This is a genomic window from Synechococcus sp. PCC 7335, from assembly GCF_000155595.1.
Classification (GTDB): domain Bacteria; phylum Cyanobacteriota; class Cyanobacteriia; order Phormidesmidales; family Phormidesmidaceae; genus Phormidesmis.
This window is the reverse complement of sequence record NZ_DS989905.1, coordinates 313508-335365: the sequence shown is the minus strand read 5'-3', so window position 1 is coordinate 335365 and position 21858 is coordinate 313508. Positions and strand designations below refer to the sequence as shown.

Sequence of the window (21858 nt, the reverse complement as noted above, 5' to 3'; positions counted from 1 at the left end):
TATCTCTTGGCTCTCTTCTTTGAGCTCTCTTTAAGTTATTCTTTTTGATAAGCTTTGGGTGTTGTTCCTGTCATTTGGCGGAAGGCTTTGGTGAGATGAGTCTGGTTAGCAAAGCCACAGTCTAGAGCGATGTCACTAATTGAAATTGACTGTTGTTTCAATAATTGCTTGGCACGCTCCACACGTTGTTGTATCACATACTGGTAGGGCGAAATGCCCACTGACTGTTTGAAAGAGCGGCTAAAGTAGGACTTGCTCATGTTGGTCAAGCTCGCTAAATCAAAAATAGATAGATCTTGCGCCAAATTCGCCTCTATGTAGTCGATGACTCGCTTCAACTGCGATCGCGATAAACCACTGGCTTTGAACGCGAGGGGAGGTTTGCTGACTGCATAGTTCTGTACTAGACGAGCAGCGATCGCGCCTCCTAATGACTCGCCATACAACCTACCAGACAGACAACCTGTTTGGATTTCTACCTTAAGTGCGAGGGCTAATTGCTCGATGACCGGATCCTGGATCGAAACCTGTGGAATTAGCTCTATATCATGCTGCATCAACTCCTGAGTGGCTTGACTTAGCAGTGTTGGACAAATCGCAATCACCGAAAATTCGACTTGCTGATTCCAGTTGGTCCGATGATTGAGAAAGGCTGGGATAACGTCTACACGGCCATTGCCTTGAGCGTAGTGCTTGCTATCCAAACGACGCTCTGCCTTGGAGCAACTTTTAGGGTCTGTGATGACTAGTGAATGTTGTAGGAGGCAGTGTTCTACCGTTTCGTGAGGAGGATGGCAGTAGTGGGTGAAGGTTAATCCTTTCCATCCCGTATGATAGCTAGCGACTAGGGGCGAGTGTGGAAGCAGCCGCGCTACCTGCTGCTGGTTGGTTAGGTCAAGCGCGGCGGTTGCATAAGTCATGATGGGCTTCAACCCGGTCAAGGTTTTAATTCCTAGGCGGATCTAAAGCAGGATTAGGATAATTTTAGCAGAATTGGATGAGATGGCAGGTTGAGGCTAAGACTACTGTGAGGGTGTCAACTTTCCTCTTCTCCCCGTATAGCTTCTATGTCTGATCAGTTTTTGACAAATCAACTTGCAACAGAAATTGAGTTGCTACGCGCGGCGTACGCTGCTTTTAACGCGCACAACATCGACGCTGCCCTCAGCTTTATGACCCCTGATGTGCATTGGCCGCGAGCATTCAAAGGCGGTTTTGTCCGCGGCCAAGATGAAGTCCGCGCTTACTGGATGGAGCAGGGGGGTGAGATCAATGCGCAAGTGGAGCCGGTTGCTTTTCACCCAGAGAAGGACGGACAGATTTTGGTCGATGTCCATCAGGTTGTACGCGATCTGGCTGGAACCGTGCTTGCCGATGAACATGTCGGTCATCGTTTTACTATCAAGAATGGCTTAATTCAAGCTATGGAAGTCTGCCTACCTCCATCGGGCGACCACGTCACCTAACCTTCAAACACCTAACCTTCAAACGTTGCAGTGAACGATAAGAATATACCTGTTACTAGATATTGAGAATATTCTAAGCCGAGTGAAGGGAGTCTCTATACTACACAAGTCGAAAATTTTAGGCATGCGCGGAGCCAAAACTGTGCTGAGCGTGCTTAGAAAATTCTAAGCTAGAAGGAACTGAGCGGTGGCTTCGTCTGTGATTAGCCCGTTGATTAGTTTGCCCTTGAGTGCTGCTAGCAGTGCGTTTGCTTTATTTTGCCCACCTGCGATCGCAATCGTTAATCGATTCACTGGCTGTTCAAGCGGCACGCCCGCTACTCGGGTATTGGTTCCCTTCTTCAAGAGTATTCCCTGCTGATCGTAGGCCCAGCCAGCAATTTCCCCCACCGCTCCAAGCTTTATCAAATTAGTCATTTCAGCATCATTAACAAACCCACCCTCTTGAAGCGGACAGTTTAGGCCTACATTACCCACACCTACAAGGGTTACCTTGGCCTGTTCCACTAAGGACTTTACAGTTAAAAAGGACTGCTGCGTTTGTAATAGCTTCCGCTCTTTGACACTAGTCGCAACCACAGGAGTCGGCACAGGATAAGCCGCCGCGCCCGTTCGTTCACTCAGATGCATAACAACTTCATGACGACCGGCTCGCCCATAGTGAGTCATATTACCAATAATAGAAACAACCTTGTGCTGAGGCTGATCCATCGCTGGCATTTGCTCAACTACTGTGCGCAACGTTTGACCAGAAGAGAATGCAACAATGATGGGTACTTTTGCACTCAGATAATTCTCCAAACGAGCTGCCCCACACACACCCAATCCGTTACGTGAGCCATCTGGCCCACTAGGAACTACTTCGCATGTCAACAGTTCAAATTTGTCACGTAGCTCTTCTGCCTTGACAATACAGCTACTCAACGGGTGGTCTAGCCGAAACTTGATCAGCTTCTCACTGACAGCTAGAGCTACCAATCGCTGAGCCGACTGGCGAGATACGTCTAGCTTTGCCGCTATCTCTTCTTGAGTATTATCTGCAATGTAATAAAGCCAGGCAGCATGAGCCGCTAAATCAAGCTTGCGATTGCGCGAGTACCGACCTGCTGTATCACGTGAATGGCGACTCGAAGGATTGCGTTGCGTCGAATCCGGTTCTCCCATACTGACTTTTGACGAATACTTACGCTAAGACATTTTCCACTGCTAGGATAGCTATTTTCTACTCCCGCTGCTTGCTACTGAATTTTTAAGACCTGCTGAGCTAGCACAAGTGCTCCTAAAATTCCTGCCTTACCGCCTAACTTAGCAGGCACAATATAGTCTGCAATATTGTCAGTAATTTGGGGCACAGACAGATAGGCGTTGAGCTTTTCACGGACCTGAGTGTGTACTGTCGCAAGCAGTCGTTTTTGTTCCATAACGCCACCACCCAATACAATTTTCTGGGGCGAAAGCATCAAGATGAAGTTGACTAGGCCAGTTGCCAGATAGCTAGCTTCCAAGGCCCAGGCAGGATGGTCTTCAGGCAAAGATATTCCTTTCTGGCCCCATCTTTTTTCCATTGCAAATCCTGAGGCTAGACCTTCTAAACAGTCTCTATGGAAGGGACAACAGCCTGGGAAAGGATCGGCAGAAAAGTCGTGGGGAATCAAAATATGGCCCATTTCAGGATGTAGTAGGCCGTGAATAGGCTTTCCTCCCACCAGACCACCACCACCAATTCCCGTACCTACGGTCAGATAGATAAAGTTCTCTAGCCCTTGAGCATTTCCCCACTGGTGTTCGCCCAAAGCCGCTGCGTTGACATCGGTATCAAAGCCCACAGGAACGCTCAGCGCTTGCTTGATGACACCCACGAAATCTACCTGCTGCCATCCTGGTTTTGGTGTATCTAGAAACCAGCCAAAGGTAGGGGAATGTTCTCGAACATCTACTGGCCCAAAAGCGCCTATACCAATCGCATCTAAGGCACCTTCTGTTACTATCTGCCGGCGGAAAAAATCAACAACTCGAGGAAGCGTTTCCTCTGGAGTGGTTGTTGGGATGCGGACAATGGCCCGCAGATCTTCTGGGCCAGTACCCACCGCGCAGACGAACTTGGTGCCGCCTGCTTCTATTCCGCCTAAAAGTGTCATTTCATCACTCATCTATAGATTACGTTTTCTAAACTGCACCAAACGACCGTGCTGAAGAGGGGGGTGACTATCCAGCTTAAAAAGAGGCGGTTGTCCTTGCCGACGTCACACGCTCATAGCATCAAGAAATGTTTCAAACTATACAGATTTTCTCATAATGCATGAAAGACATCTGTATGATTTCAACCATAGGAGCTTTTGCTCAACGTTTGGTCACAAGCTCAAAGATAGTTCATCTACATCTGACTACAGAAAAAAGCAAGAAAAACCAGACTAGAAAACTGTTCGAGACAAAAGTCGAGACAAAATTACAAGTTATTAGAACTAAGGAGCCGAGCGATGCGTTCATTCCGCTTCGCCAAAATACTAGCGGCGTTTCTAGCAGGCGTTCTGGCTGTACAGATGCTACATGCTTGTAGTGCCGGGCCGCAGGCTAACGACAAAACTCAGCTCACTATTGCCACCGTAAACAACGGTGACATGCTGATTATGCAAGATCTTTCGCGAAAATTTGAGGCGGAAAATCCTGACATTGAACTGCGCTGGGTGGTGCTAGAAGAGAACATTTTGCGCCAGAGAACAACTACTGACGTGGCAAGTCGGGGCGGTCAGTTTGATGTAATGACAATTGGCGCGTATGAGGTACCGATTTGGGCAAAGCGCGGTTGGCTTAGACAGTTGGAAGATCTTCCGGCTGACTATGATGTGGATGATTTGATTACGCCGATTCGCCAGGGCCTTTCTGTTGACGACAAGCTTTATGCGTTGCCGTTTTACGGTGAGAGTTCGATGCTCTACTACCGACGCGATTTGTTTGAAAAGGCAGGAATTACGGTTTCTGATAATCCGACTTATTCGCAGGTAGAAGCGTGGGCGAGCGAAGTGAACGACCCGGATAACGGCGTTTATGGAATGTGCCTGCGCGGTAAGCCAGGGTGGGGAGAGAACATGGGTTTTCTCACAACGCTGGTGAATACCTACGGCGGACAATGGTTCGATATGAATTGGCAACCTCAAATCGATACGCCTGAGTGGAAAGAGGCAATAAGCTTTTACGTTGATCTTCTCAATCAGTACGGGCCGCCGGGCGCTAGCTCAAATGGGTTTAATGAAAATCTAGCGTTATTTTCTACGGGCAAGTGCGGTATGTGGGTTGATGCAACGGTGGCTGCGGGATTGTTGTCTAATCCGGAACTATCGGAAGTCGCTGAGCAGGTAGGGTTTGCACCTGCTCCTGTAGCAGAGTATCCCAACGGCTCTAATTGGCTGTGGACTTGGGCGCTGGGAATTCCAGAGACATCGCGATCGCCTGAAGCCGCTGAGCGCTTTATCACTTGGGCTACCTCTAAAGACTATATTCAGCTCGTAGCTGAGCAGTCCGGCTGGGTTTCAGCGCCGCCTGGAACGCGCACGTCTACTTACGAAAATCCCAACTATCAAGAAGTTGCACCCTTCGCGAAGACGGTGTTGAACTCTATCGAAGCGGTCGATATTGAAAATCCTGCGGCTGAGCCGACACCTTATAAAGGCGTTCAGTATGTCGATATCCCGGAGTTTCAAGCGATTGGGACGCAGGTAGGACAGCAGATGGCAGCTGCGTTGGCAGGTCAGGTCTCAGTTGATCAGGCTTTGGAGCGATCGCAAGGTGTAGCCGAACGGTTCATGCGCCATACCGGATACATCGAGTAAATGTCTCGATGCTGAACAGCTTTATCCCAGTTTCTTTAATTGAGCCTTTAGGCAAGCCCCTTTTAGTCGAGATCTAGCGAGTAAACAAGATAAACAATGACTTTAGCTGCTACTCCGCCTCAAAATTCGCCACCGTCTGCCAGCCGGAGCAAATCGTCTCAGAAAGTGCCGACGCTTGCCCTGGTTGCCCCCTCTGTGATCGCTCTGCTGCTGTGGATGATTGTGCCGCTAGCGATGGCGATTTGGTTCGCATTTCAAAGGTACAACCTGCTTGCGCCAGACAATCGTGAATTCGTTGGCATAGGAAATTTCACCTTTATTCTTACCGACCCAACGCTGTGGGTTTCTATCGGTATAACGCTGGTGCTAGTCGCCTCTGTATTAGCGATCACGATTGGGCTAGGCACGGTGTTAGCGGTGTTGTTCAATCAAGAATTTCTGGGGCAAGGCATTGCTCGGGTGCTGGCGATTTCGCCCTTCTTTGTGATGCCGACAGTGAGCGCGCTGATCTGGAAGAACATGCTGATGCATCCGGTTAACGGGCTGTTTGCTCAAATTACGCGAGGTCTTGGCTTAGGCGCAGTTGACTGGTTTGCAGACTTGCCGCTGCTATCTATCATCATTATCGTCTCGTGGGAGTGGCTGCCGTTTGCGCTGCTGATTTTGCTCACAGCGATTCAGTCACTCGATACCGATCAGCTAGAAGCGGCACGGATGGATGGGGCGAAGCCGTTCGCGCTATTTCGGTTTGTGGTGCTACCTCATCTGAGTCGGGCGATCGCTGTGGTCGCTATGATTGAAACCATTTTCTTCCTCACCATCTTTGCTGAAATCTTTGTTACCACAGGCGGTGGCCCTGGTCTTGCGACCACTAATTTGGCGTACTACATCTACCTCAAGGCGCTATTGGAGTTTGACGTAGGCGGCGCTTCAGCAGGTGGTCTGATTGCAGTGGTGCTAGCCAATATTGTTGCCATCTTCTTAGTGCGCAGCGTTGCTCGCAATGTAGATGCCTGAAGATACCTGGTTGTCTTTTCAACGCTATCCCGATTCCTAGACTCTGAGGTGAATATCCAACATGGCCGTCAATAACAACAAATCTAACCAATGGCTGGTCGGCCCGCTGGCTTGGCTAGTTGCCCTCATTCTGTTTTTTCCAATTCTCTGGATGTTTATCACCAGCTTTAAAACAGAGGTCGCCGCTGTCGCTACGCCGCCTCAGCTATTCTTCGCGCCAACGTTAGAAAACTACGTTGAAGTTCAATCTCGTGCTGCCTACTTCAACTACGCCTGGAATAGCGTCATCGTTTCTGTGGGAGCCACTGTTCTAGCGCTACTGCTTGCGGTTCCAGCGGCCTACGCAATGTCCTTTTTCCCCACTAAACGGACGAAAGGAACGCTGCTGTGGATGCTCTCTACTAAGATGTTGCCGCCTGTCGGTGTGCTAGTGCCAATCTACATCTTGGGCCGTGATTCAGGGCTGTTAGATACTCGGATTGGACTGATCATTATCTATACCCTGATTAATCTGCCCATAGTCGTCTGGATGATCTACAGCTTCTTTAAGGAAGTTCCCAAAGAGATTCTAGAAGCTGACCGGATGGATGGAGCAACCACTTATCAGGAGGTAGCCTATGTACTTCTGCCCTTAGCTCTTCCAGGCATCGCTTCTACCGCGCTACTCTCGGTGATTTTGTCTTGGAATGAAGCCTTTTGGAGCTTGAACCTCACCACCTTTGATGCGGCTCCGCTGACGGCCTTTATTGCTTCCTTCTCTAGTCCGCAAGGGTTGTTTTGGGCCAAGCTGTCGGCGGCTTCAACAATGGCGATCGCCCCCATTCTTCTCTTCGGGTGGTTCAGTCAAAAGCAGCTGGTTCGCGGTCTCACCTTTGGTGCTGTCAAGTAGGCATCAAGTAGCTTCAGATCAGCTTGCCGTAATCAAAATCTCATAAAACACGCAGTCAAAACTTCTTCAATAAGTAGAGCAATTTTATGTCCACAGTCACCCTCAAAAACATTCGCAAAACCTATACCGATACCGAAGTCATCAAAGGCATCGATCTCAATATCGAAGACCGCGAGTTTGTTGTCTTTGTAGGACCTTCCGGTTGCGGTAAATCTACGCTGCTGCGCATGATTGCCGGACTAGAAGAGATTACTTCCGGTGAACTCCTCATTGATGGACAGCGGATGAATAACGTCCCACCTGATCAACGTGGCTTGGCGATGGTCTTTCAAACCTATGCGCTCTATCCCCATATGACAGTTGCTGAGAATATGGCATTCAGCCTACGGCTAGCAGGCGTTTCTAAAGCAAAACGATATGAAAGAGCTAAAGAAGTAGGCCGAGTCTTGCAGCTAGAGCCGCTATTAAATCGTAAGCCTGGCGCACTTTCAGGCGGACAGCGGCAGCGTGTTGCTATTGGCCGGGCGCTAGTACGTAGTCCAAAAGTGTTTTTGTTTGATGAGCCGCTTTCTAACCTAGACGCTGCTTTGCGAGGTCAGATGCGGTTAGAGCTAGCAAGCCTTCACGACAGCTTGCAGGCCACTATGATCTATGTAACACACGATCAGACTGAGGCGATGACATTAGCCAGTAAAATTGTTGTTTTACAAGGGGGAATCGTCGAACAAGTTGGTTCACCAATGGAGCTATATCATCACCCTCGCAATAAGTTTGTTGCTGGGTTTATCGGCTCGCCTAAGATGAATTTTTTGCCTGTGATGACGACCAGCGTTCAAGACTCTGGCACGACGCTTCGACTGCCTGGGGACGCGACAGTCACTGTACCTGTAAAGCCCAAAACGCTTACAGTGGGCGATCACGCTACTCTCGGCATCCGCCCAGAACATCTGCGCATTGATGCCAACAACCCCACTATCATGGGTGAAGTGCTGGTGGTTGAACGATTAGGCGATGCTACTTCTCTATACGTCAAAGTCTCTGGCGGCGATACGCTAATTATTCAAACAGATGGTAATAGGCAAGTCGCTGTCCGCGACCAAGTGCCCATTCATATTGATGGCGCACTCTGTCATCTATTTGATGGCAACGATAACGCTATTCCAAAAGCTCGAAAACACCATCTCGCGCAACAGCCCGCCGTCCAACAACCCGCCGTCCAATCTCCTAGTGCAGCAGCGCAACCTCATGACAGATCGCTTCGCTCTATCTAGCCCAGTTCATCCTTCGACCCCCTCTGGTCAGCCAACGCAAGAGCCCATCCCGCTGAATTCGGCTGCGCTTGCGCGATATCCTCAGCAGGTTCGCATCCCTCGCTATGATCGCGCCAGTATTACTGCTAGCGTTGTTCATATCGGGGTAGGCGGCTTCCACCGTTCTCATCAGGCGCTCTACATAGATAACTACATAGAGAAAGCCACAGAGAATACCGAAGAGAAGGCCACAGAGAATACCGGAGAGGAAGCCGAACGTTGGGGAATTTGTGGTGTAGGTCTGCTGAAGTACGATGAGAAGATGCGAAATGTTTTGCAGTCTCAAGACTGTTTATATACCTTAGTAGAACGCTCTTCTAAGCAGGATACAGCTCGCATTATTGGCTCAATCACCGAATACCTGTTTGCGCCCGAAGAACCACAGGCAGTGATCGACAAGCTGGCGGATGAAACCTGCCGAATCGTCACCCTTACGATTACAGAAGGTGGTTATTACGTGATTGAAGGAACGGGTGAATTCGATAGCCAGCATCCTAATATTCAGCACGACCTACAGTTCCCAGATCAGCCCGCAAGCGTTTATGGCTTCCTTACAGCGGCGCTGAAAAAGCGCTGGCAGCAAGGCTTACCCCCTTTTACTGTGCTCTCCTGTGACAATGTGCAAGGCAACGGCAACATCGCTAGCAAGATGCTCAGCGCGTTCGCCAAACTGCAAGATCCAGACTTGGAACAGTGGATTGCTGAAAATGTGACTTTCCCAAACAGCATGGTTGATCGCATTACACCTGCGACAACGCCCGCTGATATACAGATGGTGGCCGAACAGTTTGGCATTGAAGATAGATGGCCCGTGGTTGCAGAACCCTTCATTCAATGGGTGATTGAAGATAATTTTTGTGCGGGACGGCCTCGGTGGGAATCGGTGGGCGTGCAAATGACCGACGATGTCCATCCCTACGAAATGATGAAGCTACGTTTGCTGAATGCTAGCCACTCACTGCTAGGTTATTTGGGTTCACTGCTCGGCTATACCTACACGTCTGAGGCGATGGAAGATAACCTGATTCGGCGGGCGATCGCACAGCTCATGGATGAAGTGACACCGACGCTTCTACCGCTGCCAAACGTTGACATCGAAGACTACAAGACAACGCTGATTGAGAGATTCTCCAATCCTAAAGTTCGTGATCAGCTCTCTCGCCTTTGTCTTAACGGATCGGACAAGCTTCCTAAGTTCGTATTCGGCAGTCTGCAAGATAAACTTGCCCAAGGCGGTTCTATTAAACATCTCAGCTTTGTAGTTGCGCTTTGGTTTCGCTATCTAAATGGCAAAGATGAACAGGATCAGCCTATAGCTATTAACGATCCATTGTCAGATCTTCTCACCAATAGGGCTAAGGCTGGTGGCCCTGATCCAACCCAGCTCTTTGCAATAACAACCCTATTTGGCAGCTTGTCTAAGCATCCAAGCGTTATAGATACAGTCACTTATCACCTTCAGCAACTGTATGCATTAGGCGTTGAGAAAGCATTGGTAGAACTCCTAACAGAATGAACGAGAGGCGATCGCCTCTTCTAGTGCTCCCACGGCGGCATGGGCCAGAACCGTTTAAGCAGGAAATCAATCATTGCGCGAACTTTCGGAGCGATCATGCGGCGACTTGGATAAAGCAGCCAAATAGAGGCTTCTGTAACTAGTGGAAAGTCAGGCAGCACTTCAACAAGCAGACCGGACTCTAAGCTTTCGCTAGCATTCCAAACGGACTTCATACCGATACCCATTCCATACTCGATCATATTTCGCATTGCCTCACCGTCATTGACAGTAGCTGAAGACGAAACGCTAACAGTCTGACCATCTTCAAACTCCCATTTTGTCTCGCCGAGGGTGACGCAACGATGCCTCGCAAGATCGGCTGGTGTAAGCGGAACGCCATGCTGTTTGAGATAGGTAGGAGAAGCCACAAGCAGACGTCGATCAAAGGCGAGCTTTCGGACAATTAGGCTGCTGTCAGACAGCGGTGCATTTCGAATAATGAGATCGTAAGCACCTTCAACAACATCAAGCACTTCATCAGATAATCTTAAGTCAAGACGAACTCGTGGATAGCACGTCTGAAATTCAGCTAAAAGCGGAATGATATACATGCGGCCAAAGGAGCCAGGCATGGCTATTCGCAATAGGCCCTGGGCTGATTTTTCTTGTCCTTGTACCGTGTTCAGTCCAGTTTCTAGCGTCTCTAGCGTTTGTTGAGCGTAGGGCAAAAACAACTCTCCATCTGTTGTTAGCGATACCGCTCTAGTCGTTCTGTTGAATAGGCGAAATCCGACGATCTCTTCAAGTTTTACTAGACGAGCACTTGCACTTGCTGGTGAAAGCGATAGATCGTGAGCCGCTGCTGTGACGCCGCCTAGTTCTGCAATTCTGATAAAAAGTCGCAGTGATAGAACATCCATCTATCAAAAATATCCGAATTATCATTTAGCTTCAAGCCTATTTATCTTTCTAATCCAAATGGTTAACATGCTCTTATCGCTTCCACAAACTGAGAGATAGCAGCATGAAAGCAATTGGTTATCAAAATGCAGGGCCCATTTCAGCCGAAAACGCCCTAGTTGAATTTGATGCGGATACGCCGGAAATTGGACCGAACGACTTATTAGTAGAAGTCCGTGGTGTTTCAGTAAATCCAGTTGATATCAAAGTCCGTGCGACTGCGCAGCCAGAAGGGCAGCCCCGTATTCTTGGGTTTGATGCAGCAGGCGTTGTGAAAGAAATTGGTGAAAACGTTACGCGGTTTCGCCCTGGTGATGAAGTATTCTATGCAGGTGATATTACTCGTCCTGGCACTAATGCTGCGCTTCATGCAGTCGATGAACGGATCGTAGGTCGTAAGCCAGTCTCTCTCAGCTTTGTGGAGGCTGCAGGTATGCCGCTCACGAGCATTACGGCATGGGAGATTCTATTTGATAGCTTTAGCCTAAACGAAGAAAAGGGTGAAGGTGAAGCGCTATTGGTTGTTGGCGGCGCCGGTGGCGTAGGCTCTATCTTAATTCAATTGGCGAAGAAGCTAACAGCCCTGACGGTAATTGCTACGGCATCGCGCAATGATACACGCGCATGGGTAGAAAAGATGGGGGCAGATCACATTATCAATCATCGCAATCCGCTAGATGAAGAGATGAAGGCGCTGAATATCTCGCCGAAGTATGTGGCGTCACTCACGCATACAGCTCAGCATTTTGCATCTATTAACGCGTTAATCAAACCGCGTGGACACATCGCGTTGATTGACGATCCAAAGTCGCTAGATGTCGCTTCGATTAAGCCAAAAGCCCTCTCTTTAAGTTGGGAATTTATGTTTGCTCGCTCGATGTTTCACACGGACGATATGGACGAGCAGCATAAGCTATTGAACAAAGTCTCAGAGCTTCTAGATAGTGGCACACTACTTTCAACAGTCAACAAACAGGGTGGTACTCTAAGCGTCGAAAACTTACGTGCCGCGCATGAATTTCAGGAAAGTGGAAGCGCGATCGGCAAAACCGTTTTAGAGGGCCTAAGTCAATAAGATCGGATACTAACCATCCACCAAACAAATAGGCAGCCAATGGCACATATTCGAGCAGCAACCAGTCTTGATATCGCAGATATTCGCAAGGTTCATTTGTGCGCTTTCTCTGAAGGGGAAAAGCAAAAGGTTTCAGCGCTTGCAGTGAATCTTTTGAGTGAAGAAACGAACCCAAGCACGCTCTCGCTAGTTGCCGAAGCTGATGGTGTAGTAGTTGGCCATGTGGCGTTTAGTCCTGTAACCATTAACAACAAAAGCTGGCTCGGCTACATCCTTGCACCGCTCGGCGTCAAGCCGGAATATCAAAAACGCCAGATTGGTTCGAACCTAGTCAAAAGCGGCATAGAGCGATTATCACAAGTAGGCGTAGACGCTGTATTCGTTTACGGCGATCCGCACTATTATGGCAAGTTCGGATTCAATTCTGATATTGCTTCAAAATATTCTTCGCCTTACGAACTTCAGTATCCTTTTGGGTGGCAGGCAATTGCCCTTAGTGAGAATATTCTTACATCTAAGCCTATAAAACTCTCTTGTGTAGCGCCGCTGAGCGATCCAGAGCTGTGGTAGGCGTACTGCCTCAAAGTCATTTCTGTCAGAAGCAGCACAAAGCAAATTGTTCAATCGCACTCACTGGTGACAGCTACATTGCCATAGTTTGGCGTGGCTACGCGCGGCCACCTCTTTCGATACACTCCATGCAGGTATGGAATAAACCAGCTATCAAAGCCACCTCAATAACAACTTGAAGCTGGACAGGAGAGGAGACTAGGCCGACTAGGACCAGCCCTGAACCAACAAAGAGCGTCACGATGAGCAGCACTTCATCGTCAAACAGCTTTAGCCCTGCCCATAGCGCGCCGAAACCAAGAAGCAAGAAAATCAGGTAGTTCATTATTACAGCGTACGGAAGAAGGGTCTATGCTCTTCAGGAAAATACTTGTTCTCTGCGAGTTTGAGAAACAATTTTCCCAGATTTTATGTTAGTGCGATTACAGGGGGGATCACCAATGATTTGTGAAGGTGAATGCGCATTAAGAACAACTAGATCAGCTCTATTGCCAGCCGCGATGCGATGGTTAGCGATACCGATAGCCTTAGCTGCGTGGGTTGTGGCCATAGCGAGGCAAAGGGCGTGACGCTCACGGGTGCCTAGCTGTAGTACCTGCGCTAGCAGAGTACAGATTTTCAGCGGATCGCCGTCACCAAAAGGGGTAAAGAGGTTCTGAATGTTGTTGGTAGCGATCGCACAGTTCACACCCCAGTCAGACAAAGTTTGAACCGGGGCAACCCCGCGACGAACATTATGGGTATCTTGGCGAGCCATCATGTAGAGATCAGAAGCAGGCAGGGCTAAAACAGAAATCCCCGCTTCTTGTAAAAGAGCGGCGGCGTCTTTGAGCGCGGCTGGCTCTAGGCCCGCTAGCCGAGTCATATGACCAAGGCAGACGCGATTTTGCCAGCCGCGCTTGATGGTTTCGCGGGCGACAATAGGAAAGAGCAGCGGCTCATCGTCATCTAGAAAATCGAGGTGAAAATCAACATCGCAGTTGAAAGTTTGTGCCAGGTCAAACACAATGTTGATGTTGCGTTCAGGATCTGGGTCGGTGTAGGGGGCTGAGCCAATAACGTCGCCGCCTAGGGTGAGGGCTTCATGCAGGAGTTGTTCGGTGCCGGGCTGATTAGTGATGCCCTCTTGGGCAAAAATAGCTAGCTGAAGCGTGAGGCGTTGAGCGTATTCTTGCTGAAGTGGCAGTAGGGCCTTGATGGAGGTGAGCTTGAGAACAGGATCGACTTCTACATGGCTGCGGATAGCGGTGATACCAAAGGCGATCGCGTTGTTAATGACGCGACGGGCTCGCGCCTGAATATCCTCAATCGTAAACTCTTTCTTGAGCCGTAGCGTTTCTTCTAGCGCTTCTTGAAAAGTACCTTGCTTAGCAGGAGACTGCTCAAGTAAGAAAGCCTTATCCAAATGCAGGTGGGGATCTATCAGACCAGGAATCACCAGATTGCCTTTAGCATCGAAAGTTCGAGCCGCAGGCGCTGAAATGATGGGTGAAATGTCTTTGATCAAGCCGTCGTGGATAGCAATCGTCTGTTGCTCACTGTGATTTGCCAAGGCCGCATTTTCAATTTTTAGATCAATCTTCAAGTCAATGTTTTGATCAACAACCTGGCTCTGTTTTGTCATAGGGACTACGCATTAGAAAGAGGATGAAATGAAAGCTTGATTGACCATAATGATTATCCCTAGTTTAGTTGTATAGCAGCTCTACTAAAACTTTATTCAACTGGAGCGGCTCTATTTTGAGATAGAACGATTTGAGACAGGACTATTTAGATAGAGCTACTTAGATAGAGCTACGAAGTGGAACCACTCAGGTACACCTTCGCCAGGTCCGGATCATTCCGCCAGTCTTCAGCAGCACCCGAACGCACGATTCTTCCCGTTTCTAATAAGTAGGCCCGATCAGCGATCTCTAGCGCTAGACTCGCCATTTGATCTACGAGCAGAATAGTTATGCCTTCATCTCGCAAGCTTGCCAATGTCGCATACAGACTAGTTACGAGCTGAGGCGCAAGTCCCAAAGACGGTTCGTCTAGCAGCAGCAGCAGTGGTCGAGCCATCAGGCCACGGGCAATCGCTAGCATTTGCTGTTCTCCTCCAGAGAGCAAGCCCGCCTTTTGCTGCTGTCGCTCTCGCAGTCTTGGAAACCGCGTCAGCATTCGCTCAATATCGGCCTCAATCTCCTTATCCCGACGATGGAATCCGCCCAGCCTGAGGTTGCTGACCACATCCAATTCCTTGAGCACCTGACGACCTTCAGGCACCAGTACCAGCCCCTGCGCTGCCATTTTGTGTGCTGGAACGGTCGCCAGCGAATGGCCTAAAAAGTCAATATCGCCTGACCAGGCAGGCAATAAATTAACTAGACTTTTTAATAGAGTGCTCTTTCCGGCCCCGTTAGCGCCAATTACGGTTACCAGCTCACCTTGGCTGATGGTCAAAGACAGCCCGGCAATCACCTGTAGCGCGTCGTAGCCCGTGACTAGATTCTTCACTACCAGCACAGGTTCTGGCGCAGCTAGCGTTTCGCGGCTCAGTTCAGCATCTGTTGCGCTAACTCCTAAGTAAGCCGCTAATACTTCGGGATCTTGCTGAACTTGAGCCGGTGGGCCATAGGCGATCGCCCTGCCACTATCCATCACCAGAACCTGATCAGAAATCTCCATCACCAGTTCCATATCGTGCTCAATCAAGATCACCTTGAGCCCGCTGCTGGCAATTCGACGAATCAGCTGAGCTAGCGTTTTCTTGTCTTCTTTGCTTAACCCGGCAGCAGGCTCATCGAGCAGCAAAACTTGGGGACAAGTCACCAAAGCACGAGCAATTTCGACTAGACGACGATCGACAAACGGCAGCGCGGCGGCTGTGCGGTGAATATTCCCTCGGTAGCCGACAAATGAGAGCACTTCCAATAGCTGCGGTTCAGGCTGACGACGAATGCCTATGCCCAGCAGCGCTTTCAAAATAAACCCTAGACGCTTGCCGACAGCGGCTACCCGCAGATTATCTAAGACAGAGAGAGAATTGAACAAACGGGTCGATTGAAACGTTCGACTGACGCCTAGGTCGGTAATTCGGCGGCTACTCATACGATTGAGCTGAGCTGAACCAAGTTGAATAGAGCCTGATTGAGGACGATAGAAGCCGCTGATCAGGTTAAGTAGTGTGGTTTTACCCGCCCCGTTGGGGCCAATTACGGCTGTGATGGTGCCCGGCTGGGCAGTAAAGCTGACGTTGTCTACAGCCTTAATGCCACCAAACTGAATGGTGAGAGCATCAATCTTCAGCGAGGTTTGTTGTTTATTTTGGGCGATAAAACTAGGCAGGTCGGGCGGGTCTGACAGGGGATGAATAGCCGCTTTTGGCTTTGCCCAGCGATGGAATAGGCTCATAATGCCGTCCGGGGCTAGGCGTAGGGTGAGCAGCAGTAGCGAGCCAAACACCAATAGCTGATAGTCAACAAAGTCGTGCAAAAATTCTGGCAGAATGACCAGGATCAAAGCACCGATAAAGGCGCCTTCAGCCGTACCGAGTCCGCCTAGGATAATCGCTAGCAGAAACAGAATAGAACGGTGAAAGGTGAAGCTATCAGGGCTAACAAAGCCGACAATGATCGCAAAAAAGACCCCTGCTAGTCCAGTGAGCGCGGCTGATACTGCAAAGCCCATAACCTTCACATACAAAGGATTTAGGCCAACCGCCGCCGCGGCGATCGCGTCATCACGCACCGCCTGGAATGCCTTTCCCCAGGGATGACGCTTCAGCAGTGCAAAGGAGACAACCGATAAAAACGCCAGCACAATCACAAGCAGAACACTTTCGCGTAAGGCTGGCTGAAGTCCCAGAAGAGTGGGCTTAGGGATGCCAGAGAGCCCCCCAAAGCCGCCAGTTAGGCTCACCCATTCGATCAGTACTCGCTCGATGATGATGCCGAAAGCAATGGTGACCATCGCCAGGTAAGGACCGCTGACCTGCAAGGCTGGACCGGAGAGGGCAACGCCCGTTCCAGCAGCCGTGATTGCACCCAATAGTAGCGCCGCGCCAAGATGCCAATCAGCCCTCAACATCAACAAACTGCCCGCGTAAGCGCCAATAGCAAAAAAGCCTGCATGGCCAATCGAAATTTGCCCTGACAGGCCCGCCAAAACATTAAGCCCTACTGAGACAATCGTCGTTACCGCGATCATGCCTAACACAAACAAGTAGTAGGTATTTGGCGCACCTAGCGCAGCGGCAATCGCCAGCGCAAAGATAGTCAGCCCAACCATCAAACGAGTATTCATGGCGATCACACCTTTTTCACTTGCGATCGCCCAAACAGTCCATTGGGCCTGACGCTCAGTACCGCAATCACCACCAAAAAACCAACAATTTCTCGATAGCTACCGCCTAGCGTTCCGGCCGCCACCGATTCGACAATGCCATACATCACCCCCGCTAGCATCACCCCCCAGGGATTACTCAGACCCCCGATCATTGCCGTGGCAAAGGCTTTTACGCCTAGCAGGGTTCCCATCGTGGCCGAGACATTGGCAATGGGTGCAATCAGCATACCGGCGAGTCCGGCAAGCATGGTGGATAGGCTAAACGATAGTGCAATCAGCCAGGTCACTGGCACGCCTAGCAATCGGGCGGTATCGGGATTTTCACTAGCGGCGCGAAAGGCTTTGCCCCACAGCGTTCTGGTGAACAAAAGCCGTAGCGCGATCGCACTAGCTAGCCCTACTACTGGAATCACTAGCTCCAGCGGATATACCCCAAAGTTGAGAATTGAAACTGGTGTTTCAGCTAGCACAGAAGGATAGCCACGAACCTCTTTGCCAAAGGTCAGCATAGCGATGTTCTCAGTAATAATACCCAGTGCAATCGTGCTCAGCAGCCACGACTGAGAGCCATTACGCGCAAAGGGCCGAACCACCCAGCGTTCGATCAGTAAGCCGAAGATGGCGCAGAGAATCAGCGTGAGCGGCACCGCGATCACCGCATTCACACCCCAAGTGATATTTAGGCAATAGCAGACCACTGCCCCTACCATCACCACCGCCCCTTGGGAGAAATTCATAGTGTTAGAAACGGCGTAGGTTATTTGAAAACCTAAAGCAACCAGGCCATACATGCTCCCAATTGCCATACCAGACAGAATCAGCTGTGGCCACATAAGGATTCGTAGAACTTCGTAGAAGAAAGCGTTAAGCGTCTAGCGGCACAATCTGATCCCCATCCCACTGCACCAAGATGTAGTCATCTTCATCTAGGGCATCGTGATTGTCAGGGGTAAAGGGCTGCTCGTAAGTTTTAATTAGCCCCTCGTAGGTCGGTAAATTGTAGAATGCTTCGCGCAAAGTTGGCCCTTCTAACGATTCGGCAGTATCTAAGGCTAGGGCCATCAGGTTCATCGCATCGTAGGCGTTAGCTGTTCCAACCGGCGCGAGAATCTCTTCTGGGCCAGACAGGCCATACTTTTCTTGTAGGGCAGCCAGTACTTTCTCACCAACCGGGCTTTGCTCACCAAAGAAGCTGTAGGTCTGTACAAACGTGACTTTCTTCGCAGTCTCTTCCCCCGCTAATTCGGGAAAGCGCCCACCCGAAATTCCCCAGTGAGAGATAACAGGCACATCCCAACTGAGCCGATCCAAAGATTTCATCATCTGAGCACCTGGTGCGGCATTGGCCACTAGCAGCAGTGCTTCTGCCCCCCCGGATTGGAGTCGACTTAACTGCGATGAGATGTCAGTATCGCCATCGTTGAATTTCTCGATTCCTACAATCTCTAGACCGTATTTGGGTGCCCATTCCTCAAACCCCTTCTGATTTGACTCGCCCCACGGGTTGTTAATCAGCACCAGCCCAACTTTAGAAGCGCCTTTTTCCTGTTGAGCATAGCGAGTCAAAAAGCTATCGACAATGTTGTCGTTGGCAGAGACGCGAAACGCATAGTTCGGCTCAAAATCATTGCGGGTGATACCTGTCGCTGCGGCCCAAACCCCCATATAAGGTGTCTCTAGCTCATGAATGACGGGGAGCATAGCCAACGAAACGGGCGAATCTAGTCCGCCAAAGATAGCCGCAACCTGCTCTCGTTCAATCAGTTCACGAGCTGCTGCTACGCCTTTTGCCGGGGTGGACTCGTCATCTCTAATCACCAGCTCTATCGGGCGATCGCCCATCACGCCACCGTTAGCATTTATTTCGTCAATCGCGACTTCTAACCCACGCTTAATCGATTCGCCTGACAGCGCAGAAGCGCCTGTAATCGCAGCAATTAGCCCCAACTTGACTGGTTCGCCACTGGCGTTGCCTGTACCATCGCCAGCCGTTTCGCCTGTGGCTGCAGGCTGACAGCCGGTTAGTTTTGCAAGTGCGATCGCCGAAGCAAATCCCACCCCTCCTCGTAAAAAGGTTCGACGACGAAGCCCTCTGCTCTGAGCATGCTTAAAAACCATAAGAAAAGAATCCTATCTTCTGCAAAACGTTAGGACAAGAACGCTGTTCAAGAAGAATACTGTATTTCCTATTCGATGCCGATAGAATTCCTACCGATTTTCCGCTTGCGGAAGTCACCTTCTCGTAACTTCTGCTGATACCTCGTTACAAAAGCTACAAACACTAGCGAGAATCACTTATCCGCTTCCACTCCAAGCTTATCGACAAGTCCGGGGAATGATAAGACAGCAATCGTCATATCCTTGCTGACCTGACAAGATTTTCAACGGGCCCATGAACGCTTCAACAGCCGTCACTGCTTCGAACTTTGAGCGTGATCTTCGGTATTTAGTGACTCAAACCATCGAAATCATGGCCTGTCACGGGTGTGATCGCCAATACAGCGCCGTCAGCCCAGCACTTACCAAGCTACTTGACTGTTCTGCGGAAACCGTCATCGGTCAAACCGATTTAGATCTTGCTTCGTATCCGCAACAATCAGCGGCGAGGCAAGCCTATTGGAGACAGGTCGCTGACGCAGTTACCATCGTGCTGAACACAGGACGCGCCGAGCGGCGAATTCAGAGCGTTCCTACCGCAGCTGGTATCGCACACTATGAAACAAGCTATACGCCTTTGAGAGATAGTCAAGATCGGCTGTGTCAAATTCTGAGTGTCAGCCGCCCAATCATATCGTCTCATTCGCTGGTAGGAGCTGAAATGCCAGGCCTAGAGACCGCTTCTTTGGCAGATGTCCCAATCGCTCAGTCAAGCGCGATTGATCGCAGGAATAGTCCATCAGCTAATTATCCAGCAGATAGCCTAGCCGATAGGCCGAGCAGACAATTAGAGCCTACAAAACTAATAGAGCCCATAAAACTGAAGCCCAAAGAATGTACCAAGACAGGTAGAGATGCCCAAAAGTTGGAGTCAACAGAAACAGGAGTAACGCAGCATCTAGCCGACTTTACACAGATTGTTCTTGATAGCATTCCTCAGTACATCTTTTGGAAAAATCGAGAAGGCGTTTATCTTGGCAGTAATCGCCGTTGGGCTGAAATGGCCGGGCTAGGTGACTCTAACAATGTTCCAGGCATGACCGACGATGACCTGCCTTGGACTCCAGAACAAAAAGACTGGTATCGCAAGTGCGATCGCCAAGTGATAGACACCAACACACCGATGCTCCGGATTAAACAATCTCAGCGTCAGGGCAATGGACAACTTAGCTGGCGTGAAACCAGCAAATTCCCCCTACATGACACAGAAGGAAACGTCGTTGGGCTGCTGGGGACTATTGAAGATATTACCGAACGTAAGATTGCTGAAGATTTGCTCAAACAGTCTGTAGCCACCTTTCGTAAACTTGCAAAACAGAGTGAACTGCTCAACCGGCTTTCAACTCAGATCAGGCAGTCGCTCAAGCTAGAGTCTATTCAGCAAACCACAGTCGATGAAGTGCGCCAGCTGCTCACTGTTGAGCGAGCGCTCATCTACCGTTTTAGCGAGAATTGGAATGGTCAGGTTGCGGTGGAATCTGTTGCTGAAGGTTGTTCCTCTATTTTGGGTGATACTGGCGTGAATAACCAGTTTCACCAACAGCTTGTGCCCCAATATCAGCAAGGACAGGTGCATGCGATCGCCAACACCGCCACGACAGAGCTTGACAAGCATCATCAGAACTACCTGATAAGGCTGGGCGTAGTCGCCAACTTAATTGTGCCTATTTTGGTTCAAGATACACTCTGGGGGTTATTGATCGTCCATCAGTGCTCGGAGTGTAGAAACTGGAAAGCGCACGAAATAGATCTGTTAAAGACCCTGGCGGCTCAAGTAGGCGTAGCGATTCATCAGTCAAGTCTATTAGCTCAGGCAAACAACAGCGCCACCGTTGCTGAAGAAAAAGCTCAACAGCTAGAATCAACGCTCGAAACCCTAAAACAGGCCCAGGCCCAGCTCGTTCAAACTGAAAAAATGTCAGGTCTTGGCCAAATGGTGGCCGGCATTGCCCACGAGATCAACAATCCTGTCAGCTTCATTTATGGCAATCTCGAATACATAGACAGCTACACCCAAGATCTGCTTCGTATTGTACAGCTCTATGAGACGCACTATCCTGAGCCTTGCAAGGTGATTCAAGAAGCTATCGAAGAACTAGAGTTAGATTTTGTTCGAGAAGATCTCAAGAAAACAATTCAATCTACGAAAACAGGGACAGAACGAATTCGAGAGATTATTTTATCTCTACGTAATTTCTCGCGGACAGATGAAGCCGGACGTAAGACTGTTGATATTCATCAAGGCATAGACAGCACACTGCTAATCTTACAACATCGACTCAAAGCTCAGCCTGACAGACCGGCGATCGCCGTAGTAAGAGACTTTGGTGATCTTCCGCCGATAGCGTGCTTTGCTGGCCAGCTCAATCAAGTCTTTATGAATATTTTGGCAAATGCGATTGATGCGTTAGAGAGCGAACTACAGAAGAACCCAAATGCTAAGAAAACACCCCAAATTACGCTTCGAACAGAATCTTATGATGAGAGGATTATCGTTAGCATCTCTGATAATGGCACAGGTATTCCACCTGCTGTCAGGAACCGAATTTTCGATCCTTTCTTTACCACCAAAGAAGTGGGTAAAGGGACTGGCATGGGCATGGCAATTAGCTACCAAATCGTGGTTGAAAAGCACCATGGCCAAATCGAATGCCTTTCTGAAGAAGGCATCGGGACTAAATTTGTCATTACAGTCCCCATTCGTAATTGCTCCGAACGAACCAGGCCTTAAAGTCACGTTTCCGCAGAGTGGGGCAGTCTAGT

General features: G+C 49.6%; 18 protein-coding genes. 9 read left to right on the top strand and 9 right to left on the bottom strand.

Annotation, left to right across the window (positions count from 1 at the left end; translation table 11 throughout):
- Positions 1–35: 35 nt before the first annotated feature.
- Positions 36–920: a helix-turn-helix domain-containing protein gene (locus tag S7335_RS21295; RefSeq protein WP_006458180.1), complete on the bottom strand. Its 885-nt coding sequence runs from the start codon at positions 918–920 to the stop codon at positions 36–38.
- A 192-nt stretch (positions 921–1112) separates the two neighbouring features.
- Between S7335_RS21295 and S7335_RS21290 the strand changes: the two genes are divergently transcribed.
- The gene (locus S7335_RS21290; RefSeq protein ID WP_255346492.1) at positions 1113–1466 is read left to right on the top strand and encodes a nuclear transport factor 2 family protein; all 354 of its coding nucleotides are present in this window, start codon (positions 1113–1115) and stop codon (positions 1464–1466) included.
- Between the two features lie 165 nt (positions 1467–1631).
- Here the strand turns inward: S7335_RS21290 and S7335_RS21285 are convergent, their stop codons facing one another.
- Positions 1632–2630, bottom strand: coding sequence for a sugar-binding transcriptional regulator (locus S7335_RS21285; RefSeq protein WP_006458187.1), 999 nt, complete (start codon positions 2628–2630; stop codon positions 1632–1634).
- Between the two features lie 74 nt (positions 2631–2704).
- Positions 2705–3604 carry an ROK family protein gene (locus tag S7335_RS21280; protein ID WP_006458249.1) on the bottom strand — a complete coding sequence of 300 codons (900 nt, stop codon included), beginning with the start codon at positions 3602–3604 and terminating at the stop codon, positions 2705–2707.
- Positions 3605–3943: 339 nt separating this feature from the next.
- Between S7335_RS21280 and S7335_RS21275 the strand changes: the two genes are divergently transcribed.
- From S7335_RS21275 to S7335_RS21255, 5 genes are all read left to right on the top strand, one after another.
- Positions 3944–5293: a sugar ABC transporter substrate-binding protein gene (locus S7335_RS21275; protein ID WP_006458354.1), complete on the top strand. Its 1350-nt coding sequence runs from the start codon at positions 3944–3946 to the stop codon at positions 5291–5293.
- A gap of 96 nt (positions 5294–5389) precedes the next feature.
- Positions 5390–6310: a carbohydrate ABC transporter permease gene (locus tag S7335_RS21270; protein ID WP_006457865.1), complete on the top strand. Its 921-nt coding sequence runs from the start codon at positions 5390–5392 to the stop codon at positions 6308–6310.
- A 61-nt stretch (positions 6311–6371) separates the two neighbouring features.
- A complete protein-coding gene (locus S7335_RS21265; RefSeq protein ID WP_006457893.1) occupies positions 6372–7199 on the top strand; it encodes a carbohydrate ABC transporter permease in 828 nt (275 codons plus the stop codon).
- 86 nt (positions 7200–7285) lie between these two features.
- Positions 7286–8470 carry an ABC transporter ATP-binding protein gene (locus S7335_RS21260; protein WP_006458376.1) on the top strand — a complete coding sequence of 395 codons (1185 nt, stop codon included), beginning with the start codon at positions 7286–7288 and terminating at the stop codon, positions 8468–8470.
- Positions 8445–10025 (top strand): mannitol dehydrogenase family protein, encoded by a 1581-nt coding sequence (locus S7335_RS21255; protein WP_006457994.1) that lies wholly within the window; start codon positions 8445–8447, stop codon positions 10023–10025. The genes S7335_RS21260 and S7335_RS21255 overlap by 26 nt, the downstream gene beginning before the upstream one ends.
- A 20-nt stretch (positions 10026–10045) precedes the next feature.
- Here the strand turns inward: S7335_RS21255 and S7335_RS21250 are convergent, their stop codons facing one another.
- Positions 10046–10927: a LysR family transcriptional regulator gene (locus S7335_RS21250; protein WP_006458424.1), complete on the bottom strand. Its 882-nt coding sequence runs from the start codon at positions 10925–10927 to the stop codon at positions 10046–10048.
- A 104-nt stretch (positions 10928–11031) separates the two neighbouring features.
- Here S7335_RS21250 and S7335_RS21245 point away from each other — a divergent pair, with 104 nt between their 5' ends.
- Complete coding sequence (locus S7335_RS21245) at positions 11032–12042, top strand: zinc-binding alcohol dehydrogenase family protein (RefSeq protein WP_006458247.1); 1011 nt, start codon at positions 11032–11034, stop codon at positions 12040–12042.
- A 39-nt stretch (positions 12043–12081) separates the two neighbouring features.
- Positions 12082–12612 (top strand): GNAT family N-acetyltransferase, encoded by a 531-nt coding sequence (locus S7335_RS21240; RefSeq protein ID WP_006457873.1) that lies wholly within the window; start codon positions 12082–12084, stop codon positions 12610–12612.
- 97 nt (positions 12613–12709) lie between these two features.
- Here the strand turns inward: S7335_RS21240 and S7335_RS21235 are convergent, their stop codons facing one another.
- The 5 genes from S7335_RS21235 to S7335_RS21215 form a co-directional block, all read right to left on the bottom strand.
- Positions 12710–12937 carry a hypothetical protein gene (locus tag S7335_RS21235; protein WP_006458157.1) on the bottom strand — a complete coding sequence of 76 codons (228 nt, stop codon included), beginning with the start codon at positions 12935–12937 and terminating at the stop codon, positions 12710–12712.
- Positions 12938–12970: 33 nt separating this feature from the next.
- Positions 12971–14236 carry an amidohydrolase family protein gene (locus tag S7335_RS21230; RefSeq protein WP_006457844.1) on the bottom strand — a complete coding sequence of 422 codons (1266 nt, stop codon included), beginning with the start codon at positions 14234–14236 and terminating at the stop codon, positions 12971–12973.
- A 170-nt stretch (positions 14237–14406) separates the two neighbouring features.
- Positions 14407–16896, bottom strand: a complete 2490-nt coding sequence (locus S7335_RS21225) for a branched-chain amino acid ABC transporter ATP-binding protein/permease (RefSeq protein WP_050766031.1) — start codon at positions 16894–16896, stop codon at positions 14407–14409.
- A 5-nt stretch (positions 16897–16901) separates the two neighbouring features.
- Positions 16902–17771: a branched-chain amino acid ABC transporter permease gene (locus S7335_RS21220; RefSeq protein WP_038019374.1), complete on the bottom strand. Its 870-nt coding sequence runs from the start codon at positions 17769–17771 to the stop codon at positions 16902–16904.
- Positions 17772–17802: 31 nt separating this feature from the next.
- Entirely contained in the window at positions 17803–19056 is a 1254-nt protein-coding gene (locus S7335_RS21215) for an ABC transporter substrate-binding protein (protein ID WP_006458409.1), read from the bottom strand.
- Positions 19057–19330: 274 nt separating this feature from the next.
- Between S7335_RS21215 and S7335_RS26350 the strand changes: the two genes are divergently transcribed.
- Entirely contained in the window at positions 19331–21826 is a 2496-nt protein-coding gene (locus S7335_RS26350) for an ATP-binding protein (RefSeq protein WP_006457982.1), read from the top strand.
- Positions 21827–21858: the final 32 nt, after the last annotated feature.